This window comes from Streptomyces sp. Ru62 (genome assembly GCF_002920615.1).
Lineage (GTDB): Bacteria > Actinomycetota > Actinomycetes > Streptomycetales > Streptomycetaceae > Streptomyces.
This window is the reverse complement of record NZ_PQSU01000022.1, coordinates 121210-138648: the sequence shown is the minus strand read 5'-3', so window position 1 is coordinate 138648 and position 17439 is coordinate 121210. Positions and strand designations below refer to the sequence as shown.

Here is a 17439-nt window from a genome sequence, read left to right as displayed (position 1 = left end):
TCCCACGTCCGCACTGTGCACACGGTGTCTCATCAAATGAGCACCGACAGGACCCCACGACATCACCCCGTAATGTGGAGCTCGTGACCGTGAACGCTAAGACCAGCCCGAGCGCTGGCAACACCTGGCGAAACCTGCCCGCGGCGCAGCAGCCCGAGTACCCCGACCCCGAGGCTCTGCGCGCAGTGATCGCGGACCTCGAGTCGTATCCGCCGCTCGTCTTCGCGGGCGAGTGCGACCAGCTGCGCGCCCGGATGGCGGCCGTCGCCAAGGGAGAGGCGTTCCTCCTCCAGGGCGGCGACTGCGCCGAGGCCTTCGACGCGGTGTCCGCCGACCACATCCGCAACAAGCTCAAGACGCTGCTCCAGATGGGTGCCGTCCTCACCTACGCGGCCTCCGTGCCCGTGGTCAAGGTCGGCCGGATCGCGGGCCAGTACTCCAAGCCCCGCTCCAAGCCCACCGAGACCCGCGACGGCGTGACGCTCCCGGTGTACCGGGGCGACTCCGTCAACGGCTTCGACTTCACCGAGGCCAGCCGCATCCCGGACCCGGAGCGGCTGAAGCGCATGTACCACGCGTCGGCCTCGACGCTGAACCTGGTGCGCGCCTTCACCACCGGCGGTTACGCCGACCTGCGCCAGGTGCACGCCTGGAACCAGGACTTCGTGCGGACCTCGCCGTCGGGCCAGCGCTACGAGCAGCTCGCGCGCGAGATCGACAGCGCGCTGAACTTCATGCGGGCCTGCGGCACCGACCCGGAGGAGTTCAAGACCGTCGAGTTCTACTCCTCGCACGAGGCGCTGCTGCTGGACTACGAGTCCGCCCTGACCCGGGTCGACTCCCGCACCGGCAAGCTGTACGACGTCTCGGCGCACATGGTGTGGATCGGCGAGCGCACCCGGCAGCTGGACCACGCGCACATCGAGTTCGCCTCGAAGATCCGCAACCCGATCGGCATCAAGCTCGGTCCGACCACGACGGCCGAGGAGGCGCTGCGCTACATCGACCGCCTCGACCCCGAGCGGGAGCCGGGCCGGCTGACCTTCATCGTCCGCATGGGCGCCGGCCAGATCCGCGACAAGCTCCCCGAGCTGGTCGAGAAGGTCACGGCGTCCGGTGCGACGGTGGCCTGGGTGACCGACCCGATGCACGGCAACACGTTCGAGGCGGCCTCCGGGCACAAGACCCGCCGCTTCGACGACGTGCTCGACGAGGTGAAGGGCTTCTTCGAGGTCCACAAGGCGCTGGGCACCCACCCGGGCGGCATCCACGTCGAGCTGACCGGCGACGACGTCACCGAGTGCGTGGGCGGCGGCGACGAGATCTTCGTGGACGACCTGCACCAGCGCTACGAGACGGCCTGCGACCCGCGGCTGAACCGCAGCCAGTCGCTGGACCTGGCGTTCCTGGTGGCCGAGATGTACCGGGACCAGTGACCGGGGACCGGTAGCGACCGTCCTGTGACGCGGAGTCCTGGGGCGCGGATCACATCCGATCCGCGCCCCTGCCACTTTTGCGGCTGCCGGGGGGATGGGTAAGGTTAGGTTTGCCTCACCGGAAATGGGGTGGCAGGAACAGTGACCCCGTCGGGAGGTGAATCCGCGTGTACGTCTGCAGCTGCTTCGGTGTCACCGAGGACCAGGTCAAGCAGCACGCGGAGAACGGCGCCTGCACACCGCGCCAGATAGCCTCGGCCTGCAAGGCGGGCACCGACTGCGGCGGCTGCGTGCGGCGCATCCAGGCGCTGCTCGGCCGTGGTGCCTGCCCCCGCCGGGAACTGATCGACCAGCGCGCCCCGGCCCTCGTACCGCTGGACGACGCCGCGTAGCGTCCGCCCCCGCGAGGGCTCAGTGGGTGGAGAAGCCGTCCGTGCCCGGGCCCGAGGAGTCGGGCTGGCTCTGCTCGATGACGGTCGACAGGTAGAGCGCCTCGCCCAGCTTGTCCACCAGCTCCAGCTGGGTGTCCAGGTAGTCGATGTGGTGCTCCTCGTCGGCCAGGATCGCCTCGAAGACGTTCGCCGACGTGATGTCGTCCTTCTCGCGCATCACCTGGATGCCCCGGCGCAGCCGGTCGATGGCCTCGACCTCGATCTGCCGGTCGGCCTGGAACATCTCGGTCACCGTCTGCCCGACCCGCACATGGAAGAGCCGCTGGTAGTTCGGCAGGCCGTCGAGGAGCAGGATGCGGTCGGTGAGGACCTCGGCGTGCCGCATCTCGTCGAACGACTCCGCGCGCGTGTACCGGGCGAGCTTCGTCCACCCCTTGTGGTCCTGGAGCTTGGCATGCAGGAAGTACTGGTTGATCGCGGTCAGCTCGGCGGTCAGCTGTTCGTTGAGCAGTTCGATGACCTCGGGGTCGCCTTGCATCGCTGTGGACTCCTTCCAGGTGGACCCGGCCGATAGCGCCGCATGATTGCACCGGTGGGGAAGATCGTCCAGTAAGTACGCACTTAGTAAGTACGTCCCGAGTTGATAGTAGTTGCCCGGTTCGGGAGTGGGTGGTCAGGGGCACTGCCCGAGGTCTGTCAGGATGGATACATGGGTCATCCGGTGGAGCGAGAGTCTGGGGCAGCGGCAGGTTCCGAGCTTCCGCCGGGTCAGCGGCTCCAGCGCGGCTGGCCGGTCACGCACTACGGGCCGGTCCCGAAGTTCCGGCCCGAGCGCTGGGAGTTCAGGGTCTTCGGCGCCACCGCCGACGGCGACAAGCACACCTGGGACCACGAGGAGTTCACGGCCCTGCCGTACACGACGGTGGTGGCCGATCTGCACTGCGTGACGAAGTTCAGCATGGTCGGCGCGGAGTGGGGCGGCATCCCGGCCCGCGCGCTCGTGGACCTGGCCCCGCCGGCGCCGGACGTCACCCATGTGATGGTCTGGGCGGAGTACGGCTTCAGCTCGAACCTGCGCCTCGCGGACTTCCTCTCCGACCGCACGATCTTCGCCACCCACAAGGACGGAGAGCTGCTCACCGCCGAGCACGGCTTCCCGGTCCGGCTGATCGTGCCCCACCTGTACGCCTGGAAGGGGCCCAAATGGGTCCGGGGTGTGGAGTACATGACCGCCGACCGCCGCGGCTTCTGGGAGGAGCGCGGCTACCACAACATCGGCGATCCCTGGAAGGAGCAGCGCTACTCCTACCAGGAGGAGCCCGGGGACGGCCCCGAGCTCTGATCCCCGGCCCGCTCAGTGGTGGTACCGGTGCACCACCGCGTGCCCCTTGCCCCGGCCGATCATCCACTTGTTGACCGGGGTGGTCACCATGAAGGCGATCACGAACGAGACCGCGAGCGAGATCCAGAACAGCGCGTCGCCCAGCGTGGCGTCCATCGCCGACGGCCAGACCAGGATCACCCCGTTGTCCATCAGCTCCATCACGACGATGGACAGGGTGTCCGCGGCCAGCGCCACCCGGAAGGCCGTACGGAAGTCCACGCCGGCCCGCAGGACCCCGCGCAGGGTGAGCGAGTAGCCGAAGGCGAAGGCCAGGGCGATCGCCAGCACCATGGTCGGCAGGTTGCCCCAGCCGAAGGCCGTGCCGACGACCATGCCGAGCACCTCGCCGATGGCGCAGCCGGTGAGGCAGTGCAGGGTGGCCTGGACGGCCATGGCCCAGGTGGCGGGGGGCGCGTGGTGGTGTCCCCGGTGGTCCGTGTCGGCGGGCCCGTGGTGCTGTGCGTGTGCCGCGTGCGCCTCGTGCTGCATGACTACCCCCATGTCGGTGACGGCTCCTGCGCCTTGCGGGAACCATATACCCCACGGGGGTATTCCTGAACGGTCAGTCGTCGCGGAGTTTCTTCAGCCGCTCCACGTCCGCCGCGTGCCCCTCCTTGCCGCCGGGCGTCTCGATGACCAGCGGTACGCCCTCGGTCGCGGGGTGGGTCATGAGCGCCCGGAACGCGTCCTCCCCGATGTGGCCGGCGCCGATGTTCTCGTGCCGGTCCTTGTGGGCGCCCACCACGTCCTTGGAGTCGTTGGCGTGGATCAGCTTCAGCCGGCCGGGGCCGACGGTGTCCACCAGCAGGTCCAGGGTCTGGTGCATGCCGTCCGGCCCGGTCAGGTCGTGCCCCGCGGCGAAGATGTGGCACGTGTCCAGGCACACGCCCAGCTTCGGATGCGCGTCCAGCGCCTCGAAGTACGGCCCGAAGTCCCAGGTCCGCGAGCACAGCGAAGCGCCCTGCCCGGCGGTCGACTCCAGCAGCAGGAACGGGTCGTCGTCGTGGGTCAGCTCGTCCAGCAGCGGCAGCAGACGCGCGCGCACCTGCTTCAGGGCGACCTCCCGCGTCCGCCCGCCGGTGGCGCTCCCGGTGTGCACCACGACACCCAGCGCGCCGATCTCCCGCCCGCGCCGCAACGAGTGCCGCAGCGACTCGACCGACCGTTCCACGGTGGCCTCCGTGTGCGAGCCGAAGTTGATCAGGTACGGGGCGTGCACGTACGCCGGGACCGACTCCTCGGCACAGGCCGCGCGGAACGCCTCGTCCTGCCGCGGGTTCCCGGCGGGCGTGGCCCAGCCGCGCGGATTGGCGACGAAGACCTGCACGGTCTCGGCCTTCAGGTCACGGGCGTACGACAGCCCGACGGAGTGCAGACCACCGGCCACGGGCACATGGCCGCCGACGGGGTTGCGTGGGAGGGAGGACTGAACGGGACTCACCCGTTCAGGGTGTCATGTCCGCCCCCACGCCCGGACCGCGCTCCCCGGTGAGACCTGTCACCGGATGGTGATCGTGATCGTCGACCCCTTGGGCGCCTCGTCACCGCCGTCCACCGACTGCTTCTTCACGGTGTCCCCGAACAGCCCGAGCAGCCCGCGGTCCTCCTTCACCTCGAACCCGGCGTCCTCCAGTGCCTGGTGGGCGTCGTCCACGCTGTCCCCGACCACGTCCGGGACCTCGACCATCTCCGGGCCCTTGGACAGCGTCAGCGTCACCGTGTCGCCCTCGGCCGCCTCGCGACCGTCACCCGGGCTCTGCGCGGCGACCTCGCCCTCGTCGTACTCGGAGTTGATCCGCTCCTCGGCCACCTTCACCTTCAGCCCGGCGTCCGTCAGCTCCTGCTTCGCGCTCTCCAGGTCGTCGCCGGTGACGTCCGGCACGTCGATCGGGCTGCCCTTGCTGACGATCAGCGCGATCGCCGAACCCGCGTGCCGCTCGGTGCCCGCCTCCGGCGTCGTACCGATCACCGAGCCCCTGGGGACGTCGTCACTGAACTCCCGGGTGACCATGCCCGGCTCCAGGTCCTCCGCCTTCAGCCGCGCCCGCGCCTTGGCGAGCGACTGGCCCGCCACGTCCGGGACGTCCACCGTCTTCGGTCCCAGCGACACGGTCAGCGTCACGGAGTCGTGGTCCCGGATGCGCGCGCCCGGCGCCGGGTCGGTGCCGATCACCGTGCCGCGCTCGACCGTGTCGCTGTACGCGCGCTTGACCTGCCCGACGTCCAGCCCGGCCGCCTTCAGCCGCTCCTTGGCCTGCGCCTCCGTCTTGGCCAGCAGCGGCGGCACCTTGGTGAACTGGCCGGAGTTGATGTACCAGACCCCGGCGCCCACGCCGAACACCACCAGCACGGCCGCGATCACCGCCAGCACCGCGCGCCGGGGCCGCACCGGGCGCCGACGGGGCGGCAGCGGGGGGCTCTGGAACCGGGCGGTGCGGTCGATGCCGTCCACAGGGGCGTCCGTGCCCTCATCGACGGGCAGCGGACCGGACGGGGGTCCCCCCGCGCGAGCGAAGCCGAGCGTGGGGGAGGTGAGCGCGCGCGGGATCACGCTCGTGCGGTCCTCCGCGTTGTCGTGCTCCGCGGTCAGCGCCTGCGGCGGCAGTGCGTCCAGCTGCTCGTCGGTCAGCGACAGACGGGCCTCGCGCGTCTGGGCGAGCAGGGCCACGGCGTCGTGCGGCCGGATGTCCGGGGTGCGCGCGGTGGCCGACGCGACCAGCTCGTCCAGCGGGTACGGCAGGCCGGGCACGAGCGCCGAGGGCGGCGGAACGTCCTCGTGGAGGTGCTTGTAGAGCACCTGTGCCGGGGAGTCCCCGGAGTGCGGCTTGGCGCCCGTCAGCATCTCGTACAGGACCACACCGCACGCGTACACGTCGACGCGCGGGTCGGTGGCGCCCTGCTCGATCTGCTCCGGCGCGAGATAGGAGACGGTCCCGAGCACGGCGCCCGTCGTGCTGGTCACCGTGTCCACGGAGCGCACCAGCCCGAAGTCGGCGACCTTGACCCGGCCGTCGTCGCCTATCAGCACGTTCTCGGGCTTCATGTCGCGGTGCACGAACCCGGCCCGGTGCGCGGCACCGAGCGCGGCGAGCACCGGCTCCAGGATGTCCAGCGCGGCCCGCGGCTGCAGCGCGCCCCGTTCGCGCAGCACGTCCCGCAGGGTGCAGCCGGCGATGTACTCCATCGCCAGGTAGACGTACGACCCGTCGGTCCCCTGGTCGAAGACCTGCACCACGTTGGGGTGGTCCAGCCGGGCGACGGACTTGGCCTCCCGGATGAACCGCTCGACGAACGCGCCGTCGGCCGCGAGCGTCGGGTGCATCACCTTCAGCGCGAGCACACGGTCCAGGCGGGTGTCCAGGGCCCGGTAGACCGTGGCCATCCCGCCGGCAGCGATCCGCGCGTCGACGCGGTACCGGCCGTCGAGCACCTGCCCGACGAGGGGGTCCTGAAGGGTCGTATCCACGAGAGGCGAGTCTACGAGGGAGCACCGGCAGTTCCCGCGCCGAGACCGCTTTCCACCAGCACTGCAGCCGACCTGTGACGCACCCACGACGTCCCGGCCCGGAACCAGTGCACCGGTTCAGAACGCGGGACGCTCGGGATCCAGCACGGCCAGCCCCTCCGCAGGAGACGACGCCTCGGCGAGGTACCTGCGGGGAATCCGCCCGGCCAGCCGGGCCAGCCGGCCCCCCTCCACGGCGAGCTTCATGGCGGAAGCCATCAGCTCCGGCTCCTGGGCCCGGGTCACCGCGGAGGCGAGCATCACCCCCGCGCACCCCAGCTCCATCGCCAGTGCCGCGTCCGACGCCGTACCGGCGCCCGCGTCCAGAATCACCGGCACACGCGCGTGCTCCACGATGAGCTGGAAGTTGTGCGGGTTGCGGATGCCCAGCCCGGACCCGATCGGCGACCCGAGCGGCATCACCGCGGCGCACCCGACGTCCTGGAGCTTGCGCGCGAGCACCGGATCGTCGTTCGTGTACGGCAGCACCGTGAACCCGTCGTCCACCAGTGTCTCCGCCGCCTCCAGCAGTTCCACGGGATCCGGCAGCAGCGTCCGCTCGTCGGCGATGACCTCCAGCTTCACCAGGTCCGTGCCCAGTGCCTCCCGGGCCAGCCGGGCGGTCAGCACGGCCTCGCCCGCGGTGAAACAGCCGGCCGTGTTCGGCAGCACGCGGATGCCGAGCTTCTCCAGCACCGACAGCACCGAGCCGTGCACGGAGGGGTCCACCCGGCGCATCGCGACCGTGGTCAGTTCCGTACCGGAGGCGACCAGCGCCCGCTCCAGCACGTCCAGGCTGGGCGCTCCGCCCGTGCCCATGATCAGCCGGGAGGAGAAGGTCAGGTCACCGAGGACCAGGGGATCGTCGGCCATGGCTCAGCCTCCCTGCACGGCGGTGAGGACTTCGACCCGGTCGCCGTCGGCGAGCGCGGTCGTCGCCCACTGCGCGCGCGGGACGACGGTCTCGTTGACGGCGGCGGCCACCCCGCGCGGGGCGGCGGTGAGGGTCCGGACGAGGGTGTCGAGAGCGGTGCCCGGGGCGATCTCCCGGCGCTCCCCGTTGACGGAGATCATGACCTGGCTGTTCATGCGGGCTGCTCCAGCTCCTCTATCGTCTCCACGCGCGCGGCGTCTTCCCCGGACGCGGTGCCGAAGCGCCGCGGCGTGAACGGACGCGCCTCCTCCGGAAGCTCACCGGTGACCAGCGCGTGCGCCAGCACGTCCCCGGTGACCGGTGTCAGCAGCACGCCGTTGCGGTAGTGCCCGGTGGCCAGCAGCAGCCCGGCCAGCCCGGACGGGCCGAGCAGCGGCGCGTTGTCCGGGGAGCCGGGGCGCAGCCCGGCCCGGGTCTCGGTCAGCGGCAGCTCGGTGATGCCGGGCACCAGCTCGTGCGCGTCGCGCAGCAGCTCGTACACGCCGCCGGCGGTGACCGTCGTGTCCCAGCCCAGCTCCTCGCTGGTGGCGCCGACGACCAGCTCGCCGTTCTCCCGGGGCACCAGGTAGACCTGGCCGCCCCGCACCACGGCCCGCACGGTCCGGCTCAGGAACGGCGCGTACCGCGGCGGCACGGTCAGCCGCAGCACCTGCCCCTTCACCGGCCGCACCGGAGGCAGCAGCTCGTCCGGCACGCCCGCGAGGCGCCCGCTCAGACTGCCGGCCGCGAGCACCACCCGGTCCGCGCGCAGCGCCGTGCCGTCCGCCGTGGTGACCCCGGTGGCCCGGTCCCGTACCACGTCCAGCCGCTGCGCCCACGCCCGGTGGAACACCACACCGGCCCGCTCGCACGCGGCCACCAGGGCCGCCGCCAGCCGGCGCGGGTCGATCTGGTGGTCGCCGTCGACCCGCAGCCCGCCGCGCACCCCCGGCGCCAGCATCGGCTCCAGGCGCCGGCACTCCCGCCCCGACAGCCACTCCGAGGCGAGGCCCGAGCGCTGCTGGAGCGCGTGCAGCTCGCGCAGGTGGGCACGGTCGTCGGCGTCCAGGGCGACGGCGAGGGTGCCGCAGCGGCGGTAGCCGAGGTCATGGCCGGTCAGTTCGCTCAGCTCGGCCACGAACGCCGGGTAGCGACGGGCAGACTCCAGGTTCAGGGCGAGCAGGGTCTCCTCGCCGTAGTGCAGTTCGGTGACCGCGGCCAGCATCCCGGCCGCGACCCGCGCGGCCCCGCCGCCGGGTTCGGGATCCACCACGGCCGTGGCGAGCCCGCGCTGCGCCGCGCGCCAGGCCGTGACCAGGCCGATGATCCCGCCCCCGATGACGAGGACGTCGGACGTACGTGACGACATGGGCGTCCAGCCCCTCCCTTCGCCGGCATGACCCGGATCAGGTTCGTACGGTCGGAGGCCGCCAGCCTCCCTCTCAGCCCGGTGCGTCCGGGCTCCCGCGAGTGCTTGTACGGTGGCAACCCTAGCCCGCCGCCCTCCTCACCCGTAAGGGAGCCCCGTTCCATGGCCCGGTCGCTCGACGGACTGATCCTCGCCCCCGTGGCGGACCAAGCCCCAGGTCAGGTGGGTACCCGCACACGGTTCGCGTACCACGAGAAGGACGGCGAGATCTGGGCCGAGTACACGGGCGGTGACGTCGTGCGCGGCCATCTGGTCGGCACCCGCGAGGGCGACCGGCTGGACTTCCGGTACGTGCAGCTCAAGACCGACGGGACGACCTCGTCGGGCCACTGCGTGTCGACGGTCGTCGAGCTGCCGGACGGGCGGGTGCGCCTGGACGAGACCTGGGAGTGGGAGTCCCAGGCCGGCTCCGGCACGAGCGTGGTGGAGCAGGTCACCGAGCCCGCCGTCTGACTGACGGATCGTCAATGCGTCGATTGTCTATGGTGATCGGGTGAGCGAGCAGACAGGGAAAGAGGGCACGGCGGCGGCGCGGCGCGTGGTCGTCGTCGGCGCGGGCATGGCCGGGGTGCAGACCGCGGTCGCCCTGCGGGAGCAGGGTTTCCGGGGCGACGTGACCATCATCGGCGCCGAGCCGCACCAGCCGTACGACCGGCCGCCGCTGTCGAAGGCGGTGCTGCTCGGCAAGGCCGAGGACTCCGCCTTCGAGGTGGACTTCGAGGCCCTCGGGGTCGAGCTGCGGCTCGGCTGCGAGGTGTACGGCGTGCGCCCCGCCGACCACGAGCTGGACACTGAGACGGGCCCGGTGCCGTACGACGTCCTGGTCCTCGCCACCGGCGCCGAACCGGTCCGGCTGCCCGGCACCGAGGGCGTGCCCGGCGTGCATCTGCTGCGCACCCTGGACGACGCCGAACGGCTGCGCCCCGTGCTCGCCCGGCAGCACGACATCGTGGTCGTGGGCGCCGGCTGGATCGGCGCCGAGTTCGCCACCGCCGCCCGGGAGGCCGGCTGTGCGGTGACCGTCGTGGAGGCCGCCGCCCATCCGCTCGCCGGCGCCCTGCCCGCCGAGGTCGCCGCGCCCATGGCCGCCTGGTACGCCGAGGCGGGCGCGGAACTGCTCACCCACGCGCGCGTGGAGCGCGTCGAGCCCGGCGAGGTGGTGCTCGCCGACGGCACCCGGCTGCCCGCGGGTGCCGTCGTCGTCGGCATCGGTGCCCGACCCGCCACCGGCTGGCTGGCCGGCTCCGGCATCGAGCTGGGCGCGCACGGCGAGGTCCTCACCGACGACCGCCTGAGCACCTCCGTGCCCGGTGTGTACGCCGTCGGCGACTGCGCCTCCTTCCCGTCGGCGCGCTACGGCGAGCGGCTCCTCGTCCACCACTGGGACAACGCCCTGCAGGGTCCGCGCACGGTCGCCGCGAACATCCTCGGCGAGACCCCGGCGGTCTACGATCCGGTGCCGTACTTCTGGTCCGAGCAGTTCGGCCGCTTCGTCCAGTACGCCGGTCACCACGCCGGGGCCGACCGCCTGGTTCGGCGCGGCGACCCGGCGGGCCCGTCCTGGACGGTCTGCTGGCTCCGCGAGGACCGTCTGGTGGCCCTGCTGGCCGTCGGCCGCCCCCGCGACCTTGCCCAGGGCCGCCGCCTGATCGAGGCGGGCCGGCGGATGGACCCCGAGGCACTGACCGACCCGGCGCGGCCCCTGAAGAACGCCACGGCCGACTAGGCTCTGTCGTCCGGATCAGGCCGGCTACGAGGAGCGGTGCCACCGAGCCCACCCTCCCGCCTGGACCTGCCTGACTTCCGACTGTCAGTGGGGGATGGCAGGCTAGGAAACGTGACCGAGATTGACGCAAAGATCGATGCTCTCGTCCCCGCCTGGCTCACCCTGCCCGACATCGCCGACATGCTCGGTGTCGAGGTGACGCGTGTCCGGCAGCTGGTCAAGGAGGGCCAGCTGATCGCCGTACGCCGCGGTGAGAACAGGGCGCTGCACGTCCCCGCCGCCTTCATCGACGGGGACAAGGTCGTCAAGGGCCTGTCCGGGACCCTGACGCTCCTGCGGGACGACGGCTTCACGGTCGAAGAGATGATCGAGTGGCTCTTCACCCCCGACCCGACCCTGCCCGGCACCCCCGCGCAGGCCCTGAGTGAGAATCGCGGCACGGAGGTGAAGCGCCGCGCCCAGGCGCTCGCCGTCTGAGCCGATCCGCAGCAGGCAGGTGGCGTGCGGGCCGGACGCCCGTACGCCACCGCGCACCACCGCCAGGGACACCGACCACGGGGGGACCCACGCATGTCCGACACCGCCCGCGCCGCGCTCGCCGACGCCCGCCTGTACCTCTGCACGGACGCCCGCAAGCGCCAGGGCGACCTGCCCGAGTTCCTGGACGCGGTCCTGGCCGGCGGTGTCGACGTCGTGCAACTGCGGGACAAGGGCATGGAGGCCGCAGAGGAACTGGAACACCTGGAGGTCTTCGCCGACGCGTGCGCCCGGCACGGCAAGCTGCTCGCGGTCAACGACCGGGCCGACGTCGCCCACGCCGCCCGCGCCGACGTGCTCCACCTCGGCCAGGGCGATCTCCCGGTCCCCGCGGCCCGGGCGATCCTCGGCGACCGGGTGCTGATCGGCCGCTCCACGCACGCCGAGGCGGAGGCCGCCGCTGCCGCCGTCCAGGAGGGCGTGGACTACTTCTGCACCGGTCCCTGCTGGCCCACCCCGACCAAGCCCGGCCGCCACGCCCCCGGCCTGGACCTGGTCCGCTACGCGGCGGGCCTCGGCACCGACCGCCCCTGGTTCGCCATCGGCGGCATCGACCTCGGCAACCTGGACCAGGTGCTGGACGCAGGTGCCCGCCGGGTGGTCGTGGTCCGCGCGATCACCGAGGCGGACGACCCGGGCGCGGCGGCGACGCAGTTCGCGAAGCGGCTGCGGGACGCCCGCTAGAGCCGTTCTGTCCATCTGCTGGACAGGAGAGCGGCAATTCGGGCAAATTCCCGGCATCCGGTTGGGGGACCGCCCACCCCTGGCTAACCTGCCGGTATGGCCCTCGGAACCGCATCCACCAGGACTGATCGCGCACGCACCGTGCGCGACATCCTCGCCACCGGCAAGACGACGTACTCGTTCGAGTTCTCGGCGCCGAAGACCCCGAAGGGCGAGCGGAACCTGTGGAGCGCGCTCCGCCGGGTCGAGGCGGTCGCCCCGGACTTCGTCTCCGTGACCTACGGCGCCGGCGGTTCCACCCGCGCGGGCACGGTCAAGGAGACCCAGCAGATCGTCGCGGACACCACGCTGACCCCGGTCGCCCACCTCACCGCGGTCGACCACTCCATCGCCGAACTGCGCAACATCATCGGCCAGTACGCGGACGCCGGCATCCGCAACATGCTCGCCGTGCGCGGCGACCCGCCCGGCGACCCGATGGGCGAGTGGGTGCCACACCCGCGCGGCCTGACCTACGCGGCCGAACTCGTCCGGCTCATCAAGGAGTCGGGCGACTTCTGCGTCGGCGTCGCCGCGTTCCCGGAGATGCACCCGCGTTCCGCGGACTGGGACACCGATGTCGCCCACTTCGTGGACAAGTGCCGTGCGGGCGCCGACTACGCCATCACACAGATGTTCTTCCAGCCGGAGTCGTATCTGCGCCTGCGCGACCGCGTGGCGGCCGCGGGCTGCGAGACCCCGGTCATCCCGGAAGTCCTGCCCGTCACCAGTGTGAAGATGCTGGAACGGTTGCCGAAGCTCAGCAACGCCCATGTCCCGGACGCCCTGAAAGAGCGGATCCTCACAGCGAAGGACGATCCCGCGGCGGTACGCTCCATCGGTATCGAGTTCGCCACGGAGTTCTGCGCGCGGCTGCTGGCCGAGGGAGTGCCCGGACTGCACTTCATCACGCTCAACAACTCCACGGCGACCCTGGAAATCTACGAGAACCTGGGCCTGCACCACCCCCCGCAGGCCTAGACCGGCCGCACCGCGATACGACACACTGCGTAGCGGTCACTGGGAGAGGGGCGTACATGGGCTGGACGGTCCTCTACATCGCGTTCGGCGGCGTCGCGCTGTGGTTGCTGGGCGAGGTACTGCTGCAGTACAAGGCGCGGCTGCGCTGGCGCCTCCTCGCCTTCGGCGGCTTCCTCGGCGTCGTGGTCGGCGTGCTGATGCCGTCCGTCATCGTGATCGGGCTGGGCGCGATCGCCTTCGCGGTCGGCCAGACCTACGTCACGCTGTCGTTCCGCCGCGGCTTCGCCTCCGGCTGGGCGGTCAAGCGGCCCGGCCCCGAGGCGGCGACCGGCAGCAAGCGGCGCCGCGGCCGGGCGGACCGGCACGCACCGGACCCGCAGGGCGCCGACCCCGAGTTCGCCCCGGCCGCCGACGACGGCGACCCCGAGCACGCCACCGGCCACGGTCCCTACGGCCAGGCGCACGGCGACTACGACGACGACTACGACCGCGACGACGTGTTCACCCCGGCCGCCGCCCGGACGGCCGATCCCACCGCCGCCGAGACCACCGCCGTCTACGAGCCGCAGCCCATCCCCGACGACACCGGCAACTACGGCGTCTACGGCGATCCCGCGCACGCGCACACCGCCCAGCAGGGCGACCAGCAGAGCTACGCCTACGACTACTCCGGCTACGGCCAGCAGGGTTACGACTACGACAGCGCGGCCCAGCAGGGGTACGCCAACTACTCCGACCCGTACATCGGCAGCCAGCCCTACGGCTCCTACGACCAGGGGTACGGCCAGCAGTACGGGCAGCAGCAGGGCTACGCGCAGGACCCGTACGCCACCGGCGGTTACGGCGAGACCCCGGCCGGCGGGGTGTGGGTGCCGCAGCAGCGCACCGACGAGACCTACGGCGGCGAACTCCCGCAGGAACAGCCGTATCCCCACCAGCAGGGCGGACAGCAGCCGCAGTCCGGGGCCGGGTACGACGAGCAGTACCGCTTCTGACCGTCCGGCCCCCGGCTCACAGACAGCCTGGGGGCGACCGGCGGGAGCCCGTTCCCCCGCGGGCGTCCGGCGCGAACCCGCCGTTCACCGGGGCCCGTGGAGCCCGTTCACTGCGAGCCGCGGAAGTCCGGGCCCTCCACGATCAGGCCGGCCACCAGCGCGCCGGACATGCCGGCGTGCGGGAGGCCGCCGCCCGGGTGGGACCAGCCGCCGACGGCGAACAGGCCCGGCAGCGCCGTGGAGTTGGCCGGATGCAGCACGCCCTCCGGCGCGGCCAGCGCGGGCGGCGGCACGGCACCGCCCACGGCTCCCGTCTCCCGCTCGGTGTCCAGCGGTGTGCGGACCTCGCGCCACAGCACCCGCTCGCGCAGCCCCGGCACAGCCCGCTCGGCGGCGGCGACCATCCGGTCCGCGAAGGCGTCGGCGGCACCGGGCGCCGCCCAGTCGTACTCCGTCGCCGACGGCACCGTCGCCGTCAGCACCACGCTCTCGTGCTCCCCGTCGGGGCGCAGGGCCGGGTCGTCCGGCCGGTCGACGACGGTCGTCGGCAGGTCGGGCAGCACGCCGTGCCGGAACAGATCCAGATCGCCTTCGTCGTCGGCCGCGTGCACCACCGTGCGGTGCACCGCGCCGGGCTCCCGTGCCCCGCGCAGCGCCAGGCACACGACCACCCGGCCCGGATACCGGTTCTCCGGCTCCGGTTCGACGCCCTCCGCCCCGTACACCTGCCGGCCCGTCAGGTCGCGCAGCCTCCACGGGCCCTGGGCGACCACGAAGTCCGCGTCGGCCACCGTGCCTCCCCCAGAGCCGAGAGCCTGGGAGGTGCCCCCACCCAGCTCCACCCCGGCCGCGCGGCCGTCCTTCTCCACGATCCCGGTGACCTCGGCGCCGAAGACGAACTCGACCCGCCGTTTCCGGCACCGCTCGTACACCGCGCGCGCCAGCTCGCGGATGCCGCCGCGCACGTACCAGGTGCCGAAGGCGTGCTCCATGTAGGGCAGCACGGCCGCGCTCGCCGGGGCGGTGCCCGGGTCGACGCCGTACGCGAGCGCGTAGCCGTCCAGCAACTGGGCCAGCCGGGCGTCGCGCAGTTCCCGCCTGCCGATCTCGAACAGCTTGACCACGCGACGCCGGCCCAGCAACCGCTTGTACGTGGTGCCCGGATACGGTTCCTTGTCGGCCAGCACCTGCCAGTTGGGCCACAGCGGCTCCTCCAGCAGCGGCCGGCGGGTGCGGTCCCAGGCCTCGCGGGCGCGCACCAGGAAGTCGCCCCAGCGCTCGCCCGCCCCCGCGCCCAGCGCCTCGTCCAGCGCCGCGACGACGCCCGCGCGGGAGGCGTTGGGCAGGGACACCTCCGTGCCGTCCGCGAAGACGTGCCGCGAGGACGGGTCGACCTGCACCAGCTCGACGAGGTCCTCCAGCGGTTCCTTGCCGGTCTTGATGAACAGGTCGCGGTACACGGCGGGCAGTGTCAGCAGTCCCGGGCCCGTGTCGAAGCGGAACCCGTCCCGCTCGAACCGGCGCACCGCGCCGCCGTACGTCTCCGTCCGTTCGTACACCGTCACCCGGTGGCCCGCGACGGCCAGCCGGGCGGCGGCCGCCATCGCGCCCATTCCGGCGCCGATCACCGCAATCCGTGCCATGCCCGTGACTTTATCGACCGCCACTGACACCCCGGTCGCCGGGCGCCTTGGGCGCAGGTCAGGGGGCCCGTGAGGCGAGGCGCCGCTCCTCCCGGCGCTGGGCCCGGCGACGCAGGAAGCGGCGGATGCGCGAGACGAGGAACAGCAGGGTCAGCAGCCCGCCGGCCAGCAGGACGGCCGCGACGACCGCCGCCGCCTCCGGATGGAACACCGCGAAGGTGACGATGCCCCCGACCCCGAGATCCTCGGCGAGGCTCAGCGCGATGTTGCTGAACGGCTCGGGGGAGGTGTTGACCGCCATCCGCGTCCCGGCCTTCACGGTGTGGCTCGCCAGCGCCGTCGAACCGCCGATCAGGCCGGCCGCCACATCGGAGAGCGAGCCGCTCTGCCCGGCGAGCAGCGCCCCGACCCAGGCACCGGCGAGCGGCCGGACCACCGTGTGCACGGAGTCCCACAGCGAGTCGACGTAGGGGATCTTGTCGGCGACGGCCTCGCACAGGAACAGCACACCCGCGACGATCAGCACCTCGGGGCGCTGCAACGTCTGCGGGACGTCGTCGGCGACCCCGGTCGCACCGAAGAGACCGAGCAGCAGCACCACCGCGTAGGCGTTGATGCCGCTGGCCCAGCCGCTCGTGAAGACCAGAGGGAGTACGGACACGGACGCGATCGTAGCCAGGCGGCGGACCACAGGCGTGGGCACGCGCGCGGACGGCTGAGTACGCGTACTCAGACGGCCAGATGAGTACGCGCGCGGATGGGCCGGGACCGGTGCGGACGGGAGAGTGGAGGCACGGCAGAGGGGCGCGGCCCGGCACCGCCGACACGGGGCGGCGGAACGGCGCCCGCCCCCTGGCCGCTCCTTCCGCCGATCCGTCGGCGGAAGCGAGACACGGGGGCCTCGGGGGAAGACCACCACGGGGGTCCGCGACGGGGGAGCCCGTACGGGGAGTACGGGAGGGAAGTACGGGGGAGCAACGGGGGAGCCACCGGGAGGAACGGGGGAGAACGGGGGAATCCCGGTGGCGGCACGGGGAAGGGGGAGGCGCCGGTCCACAGCGGACCGGCGCCTTCCGCGTAACCCTCTCGGGCCGTGTGCGTCTCTCGGGCCCGTGTGCGTCTCTCGGGCCCGCGGGCGCCCGCTCAGACCTTGCCGCTGACCCGCCCCTGGAGCAGCCGGGACAGCGCCGCGTGCACGTCGTCCAGGGAGCGCTCCGGCTGGAACGACTTCCAGTCCAGCGCGGCCACCAGGACCATGCCGACCAGTGCCGCCGCCGTCAGCTGGACGTCGATCTCGTCGCTGAACTCGCCGGCCGCCACACCTTCGCGCAGCACCCCCTCCACCACCGCGACCGCCTCCTGCCGCACCACCATCAGGGTGGACTGCCAGGCCCGGTTGGTGCGCCACAGCTCGGCCACGTACAGCTGGGTGAAGGCCGGGTAGCGGTCGATGAAGACCAGGCCCGCGCGGATCATCGCGTCCAGGGCGTCCACCTTGCCGCGGCCCTCGCGCGCCGCCTGCTCGGCCGCTTCCTTCAGGGAGGCGGTGAGCAGGCCGACGCCGTGCCTGAGCAGCTCCTCGAAGAGAACGGACTTGCTCGCGAAGTTGTAGTAGACCGTGCCCTTCGCGACCCCGGCCCGCTCGGCGATCTCGTCCACCGTGGTCGCGGAGAAGCCCTGCTCGGCGATGAGCGTGACGGCCGCCTCGTAGAGCTTCTGCCGGGTGGCCTCGCGGCGCGTGCTGCCGCCGGCCTTGGCGCTGCTGCTTTCCATGG

19 protein-coding genes and 1 riboswitch are annotated in these 17439 nt (G+C 72.3%); of the genes, 9 read left to right on the top strand and 10 right to left on the bottom strand.

Features of this window, described 5'->3' with window-relative positions:
• The first annotated feature begins 83 nt into the window (after positions 1-83).
• Positions 84-1436 (top strand): class II 3-deoxy-7-phosphoheptulonate synthase, encoded by a 1353-nt coding sequence (locus tag C3492_RS28180; protein ID WP_103815362.1) that lies wholly within the window; start codon positions 84-86, stop codon positions 1434-1436.
• A gap of 167 nt (positions 1437-1603) precedes the next feature.
• On the top strand, positions 1604-1828 hold the full coding sequence (locus C3492_RS28175) for a bacterioferritin-associated ferredoxin (protein WP_030641969.1): 225 nt from the start codon (positions 1604-1606) through the stop codon (positions 1826-1828).
• 19 nt (positions 1829-1847) lie between these two features.
• Here C3492_RS28175 and bfr read toward each other — a convergent pair whose 3' ends face one another.
• Entirely contained in the window at positions 1848-2366 is a 519-nt protein-coding gene (gene bfr / locus C3492_RS28170) for a bacterioferritin (protein WP_103815301.1), read from the bottom strand.
• Between the two features lie 171 nt (positions 2367-2537).
• Between bfr and C3492_RS28165 the strand changes: the two genes are divergently transcribed.
• Positions 2538-3170 (top strand): sulfite oxidase-like oxidoreductase, encoded by a 633-nt coding sequence (locus C3492_RS28165; RefSeq protein WP_103815299.1) that lies wholly within the window; start codon positions 2538-2540, stop codon positions 3168-3170.
• Between the two features lie 12 nt (positions 3171-3182).
• On the opposite strand, the gene C3492_RS28160 is transcribed toward C3492_RS28165, so the two are convergent.
• The 6 genes from C3492_RS28160 to thiO form a co-directional block, all read right to left on the bottom strand.
• Positions 3183-3701 carry a DUF4396 domain-containing protein gene (locus tag C3492_RS28160; protein ID WP_103815297.1) on the bottom strand — a complete coding sequence of 173 codons (519 nt, stop codon included), beginning with the start codon at positions 3699-3701 and terminating at the stop codon, positions 3183-3185.
• A gap of 73 nt (positions 3702-3774) precedes the next feature.
• Entirely contained in the window at positions 3775-4653 is an 879-nt protein-coding gene (locus tag C3492_RS28155; protein ID WP_103815296.1) for a deoxyribonuclease IV, read from the bottom strand.
• A 57-nt stretch (positions 4654-4710) separates the two neighbouring features.
• Complete coding sequence (gene pknB, locus C3492_RS28150) at positions 4711-6678, bottom strand: Stk1 family PASTA domain-containing Ser/Thr kinase (RefSeq protein WP_103815294.1); 1968 nt, start codon at positions 6676-6678, stop codon at positions 4711-4713.
• Between the two features lie 117 nt (positions 6679-6795).
• Complete coding sequence (locus tag C3492_RS28145) at positions 6796-7590, bottom strand: thiazole synthase (protein WP_103815292.1); 795 nt, start codon at positions 7588-7590, stop codon at positions 6796-6798.
• Positions 7591-7593: 3 nt separating this feature from the next.
• A complete protein-coding gene (thiS, locus tag C3492_RS28140; protein WP_103815290.1) occupies positions 7594-7806 on the bottom strand; it encodes a sulfur carrier protein ThiS in 213 nt (70 codons plus the stop codon).
• Complete coding sequence (thiO, locus tag C3492_RS28135; RefSeq protein WP_103815288.1) at positions 7803-8999, bottom strand: glycine oxidase ThiO; 1197 nt, start codon at positions 8997-8999, stop codon at positions 7803-7805. Before thiO ends, thiS begins: the two co-directional genes overlap by 4 nt.
• Positions 8997-9108: riboswitch (TPP riboswitch) on the bottom strand. (Overlaps the previous gene by 3 nt.)
• A 53-nt stretch (positions 9109-9161) precedes the next feature.
• Between thiO and C3492_RS28130 the strand changes: the two genes are divergently transcribed.
• The 6 genes from C3492_RS28130 (at position 9162) to C3492_RS28105 (ending at position 14021) form a co-directional block, all read left to right on the top strand.
• Entirely contained in the window at positions 9162-9512 is a 351-nt protein-coding gene (locus C3492_RS28130) for a hypothetical protein (RefSeq protein ID WP_103815286.1), read from the top strand.
• 40 nt (positions 9513-9552) lie between these two features.
• Positions 9553-10785 (top strand): NAD(P)/FAD-dependent oxidoreductase, encoded by a 1233-nt coding sequence (locus C3492_RS28125; RefSeq protein WP_103815284.1) that lies wholly within the window; start codon positions 9553-9555, stop codon positions 10783-10785.
• Positions 10786-10896: 111 nt separating this feature from the next.
• Positions 10897-11262: an Rv2175c family DNA-binding protein gene (locus tag C3492_RS28120; RefSeq protein ID WP_058080226.1), complete on the top strand. Its 366-nt coding sequence runs from the start codon at positions 10897-10899 to the stop codon at positions 11260-11262.
• 93 nt (positions 11263-11355) lie between these two features.
• On the top strand, positions 11356-12006 hold the full coding sequence (gene thiE / locus C3492_RS28115; RefSeq protein WP_103815282.1) for a thiamine phosphate synthase: 651 nt from the start codon (positions 11356-11358) through the stop codon (positions 12004-12006).
• Between the two features lie 96 nt (positions 12007-12102).
• Entirely contained in the window at positions 12103-13026 is a 924-nt protein-coding gene (metF, locus tag C3492_RS28110; RefSeq protein ID WP_103815280.1) for a methylenetetrahydrofolate reductase [NAD(P)H], read from the top strand.
• A 56-nt stretch (positions 13027-13082) separates the two neighbouring features.
• The gene (locus C3492_RS28105; protein WP_103815278.1) at positions 13083-14021 is read left to right on the top strand and encodes a hypothetical protein; all 939 of its coding nucleotides are present in this window, start codon (positions 13083-13085) and stop codon (positions 14019-14021) included.
• A 107-nt stretch (positions 14022-14128) separates the two neighbouring features.
• Here the strand turns inward: C3492_RS28105 and C3492_RS28100 are convergent, their stop codons facing one another.
• The 3 genes from C3492_RS28100 to C3492_RS28090 all read right to left on the bottom strand — a co-directional run bounded on the left by C3492_RS28100 (position 14129) and on the right by C3492_RS28090 (position 17437).
• Positions 14129-15664: an NAD(P)/FAD-dependent oxidoreductase gene (locus C3492_RS28100; protein ID WP_181140587.1), complete on the bottom strand. Its 1536-nt coding sequence runs from the start codon at positions 15662-15664 to the stop codon at positions 14129-14131.
• Between the two features lie 58 nt (positions 15665-15722).
• Positions 15723-16325: a DUF4126 domain-containing protein gene (locus tag C3492_RS28095; RefSeq protein ID WP_103815360.1), complete on the bottom strand. Its 603-nt coding sequence runs from the start codon at positions 16323-16325 to the stop codon at positions 15723-15725.
• A gap of 482 nt (positions 16326-16807) precedes the next feature.
• Positions 16808-17437, bottom strand: coding sequence for a TetR/AcrR family transcriptional regulator (locus C3492_RS28090; RefSeq protein ID WP_103815274.1), 630 nt, complete (start codon positions 17435-17437; stop codon positions 16808-16810).
• Positions 17438-17439 lie beyond the last annotated feature (2 nt).

Bases quoted from the DNA above. Each gene is read 5' to 3' on its own strand.
- bfr (WP_103815301.1), bottom strand. From the start codon at position 2,366: ATGCAAGGCGACCCCGAGGTCATCGAACTGCTCAACGAACAGCTGACC.
- C3492_RS28165 (WP_103815299.1), top strand. From the start codon at position 2,538: ATGGGTCATCCGGTGGAGCGAGAGTCTGGGGCAGCGGCAGGTTCCGAG.
- C3492_RS28160 (WP_103815297.1), bottom strand. From the start codon at position 3,701: ATGCAGCACGAGGCGCACGCGGCACACGCACAGCACCACGGGCCCGCC.
- C3492_RS28145 (WP_103815292.1), bottom strand. From the start codon at position 7,590: ATGGCCGACGATCCCCTGGTCCTCGGTGACCTGACCTTCTCCTCCCGG.
- thiS (WP_103815290.1), bottom strand. From the start codon at position 7,806: ATGAACAGCCAGGTCATGATCTCCGTCAACGGGGAGCGCCGGGAGATC.
- thiO (WP_103815288.1), bottom strand. From the start codon at position 8,999: ATGTCGTCACGTACGTCCGACGTCCTCGTCATCGGGGGCGGGATCATC.
- C3492_RS28130 (WP_103815286.1), top strand. From the start codon at position 9,162: ATGGCCCGGTCGCTCGACGGACTGATCCTCGCCCCCGTGGCGGACCAA.
- thiE (WP_103815282.1), top strand. From the start codon at position 11,356: ATGTCCGACACCGCCCGCGCCGCGCTCGCCGACGCCCGCCTGTACCTC.
- metF (WP_103815280.1), top strand. From the start codon at position 12,103: ATGGCCCTCGGAACCGCATCCACCAGGACTGATCGCGCACGCACCGTG.
- C3492_RS28105 (WP_103815278.1), top strand. From the start codon at position 13,083: ATGGGCTGGACGGTCCTCTACATCGCGTTCGGCGGCGTCGCGCTGTGG.
- C3492_RS28100 (WP_181140587.1), bottom strand. From the start codon at position 15,664: ATGGCACGGATTGCGGTGATCGGCGCCGGAATGGGCGCGATGGCGGCC.
- C3492_RS28090 (WP_103815274.1), bottom strand. From the start codon at position 17,437: ATGGAAAGCAGCAGCGCCAAGGCCGGCGGCAGCACGCGCCGCGAGGCC.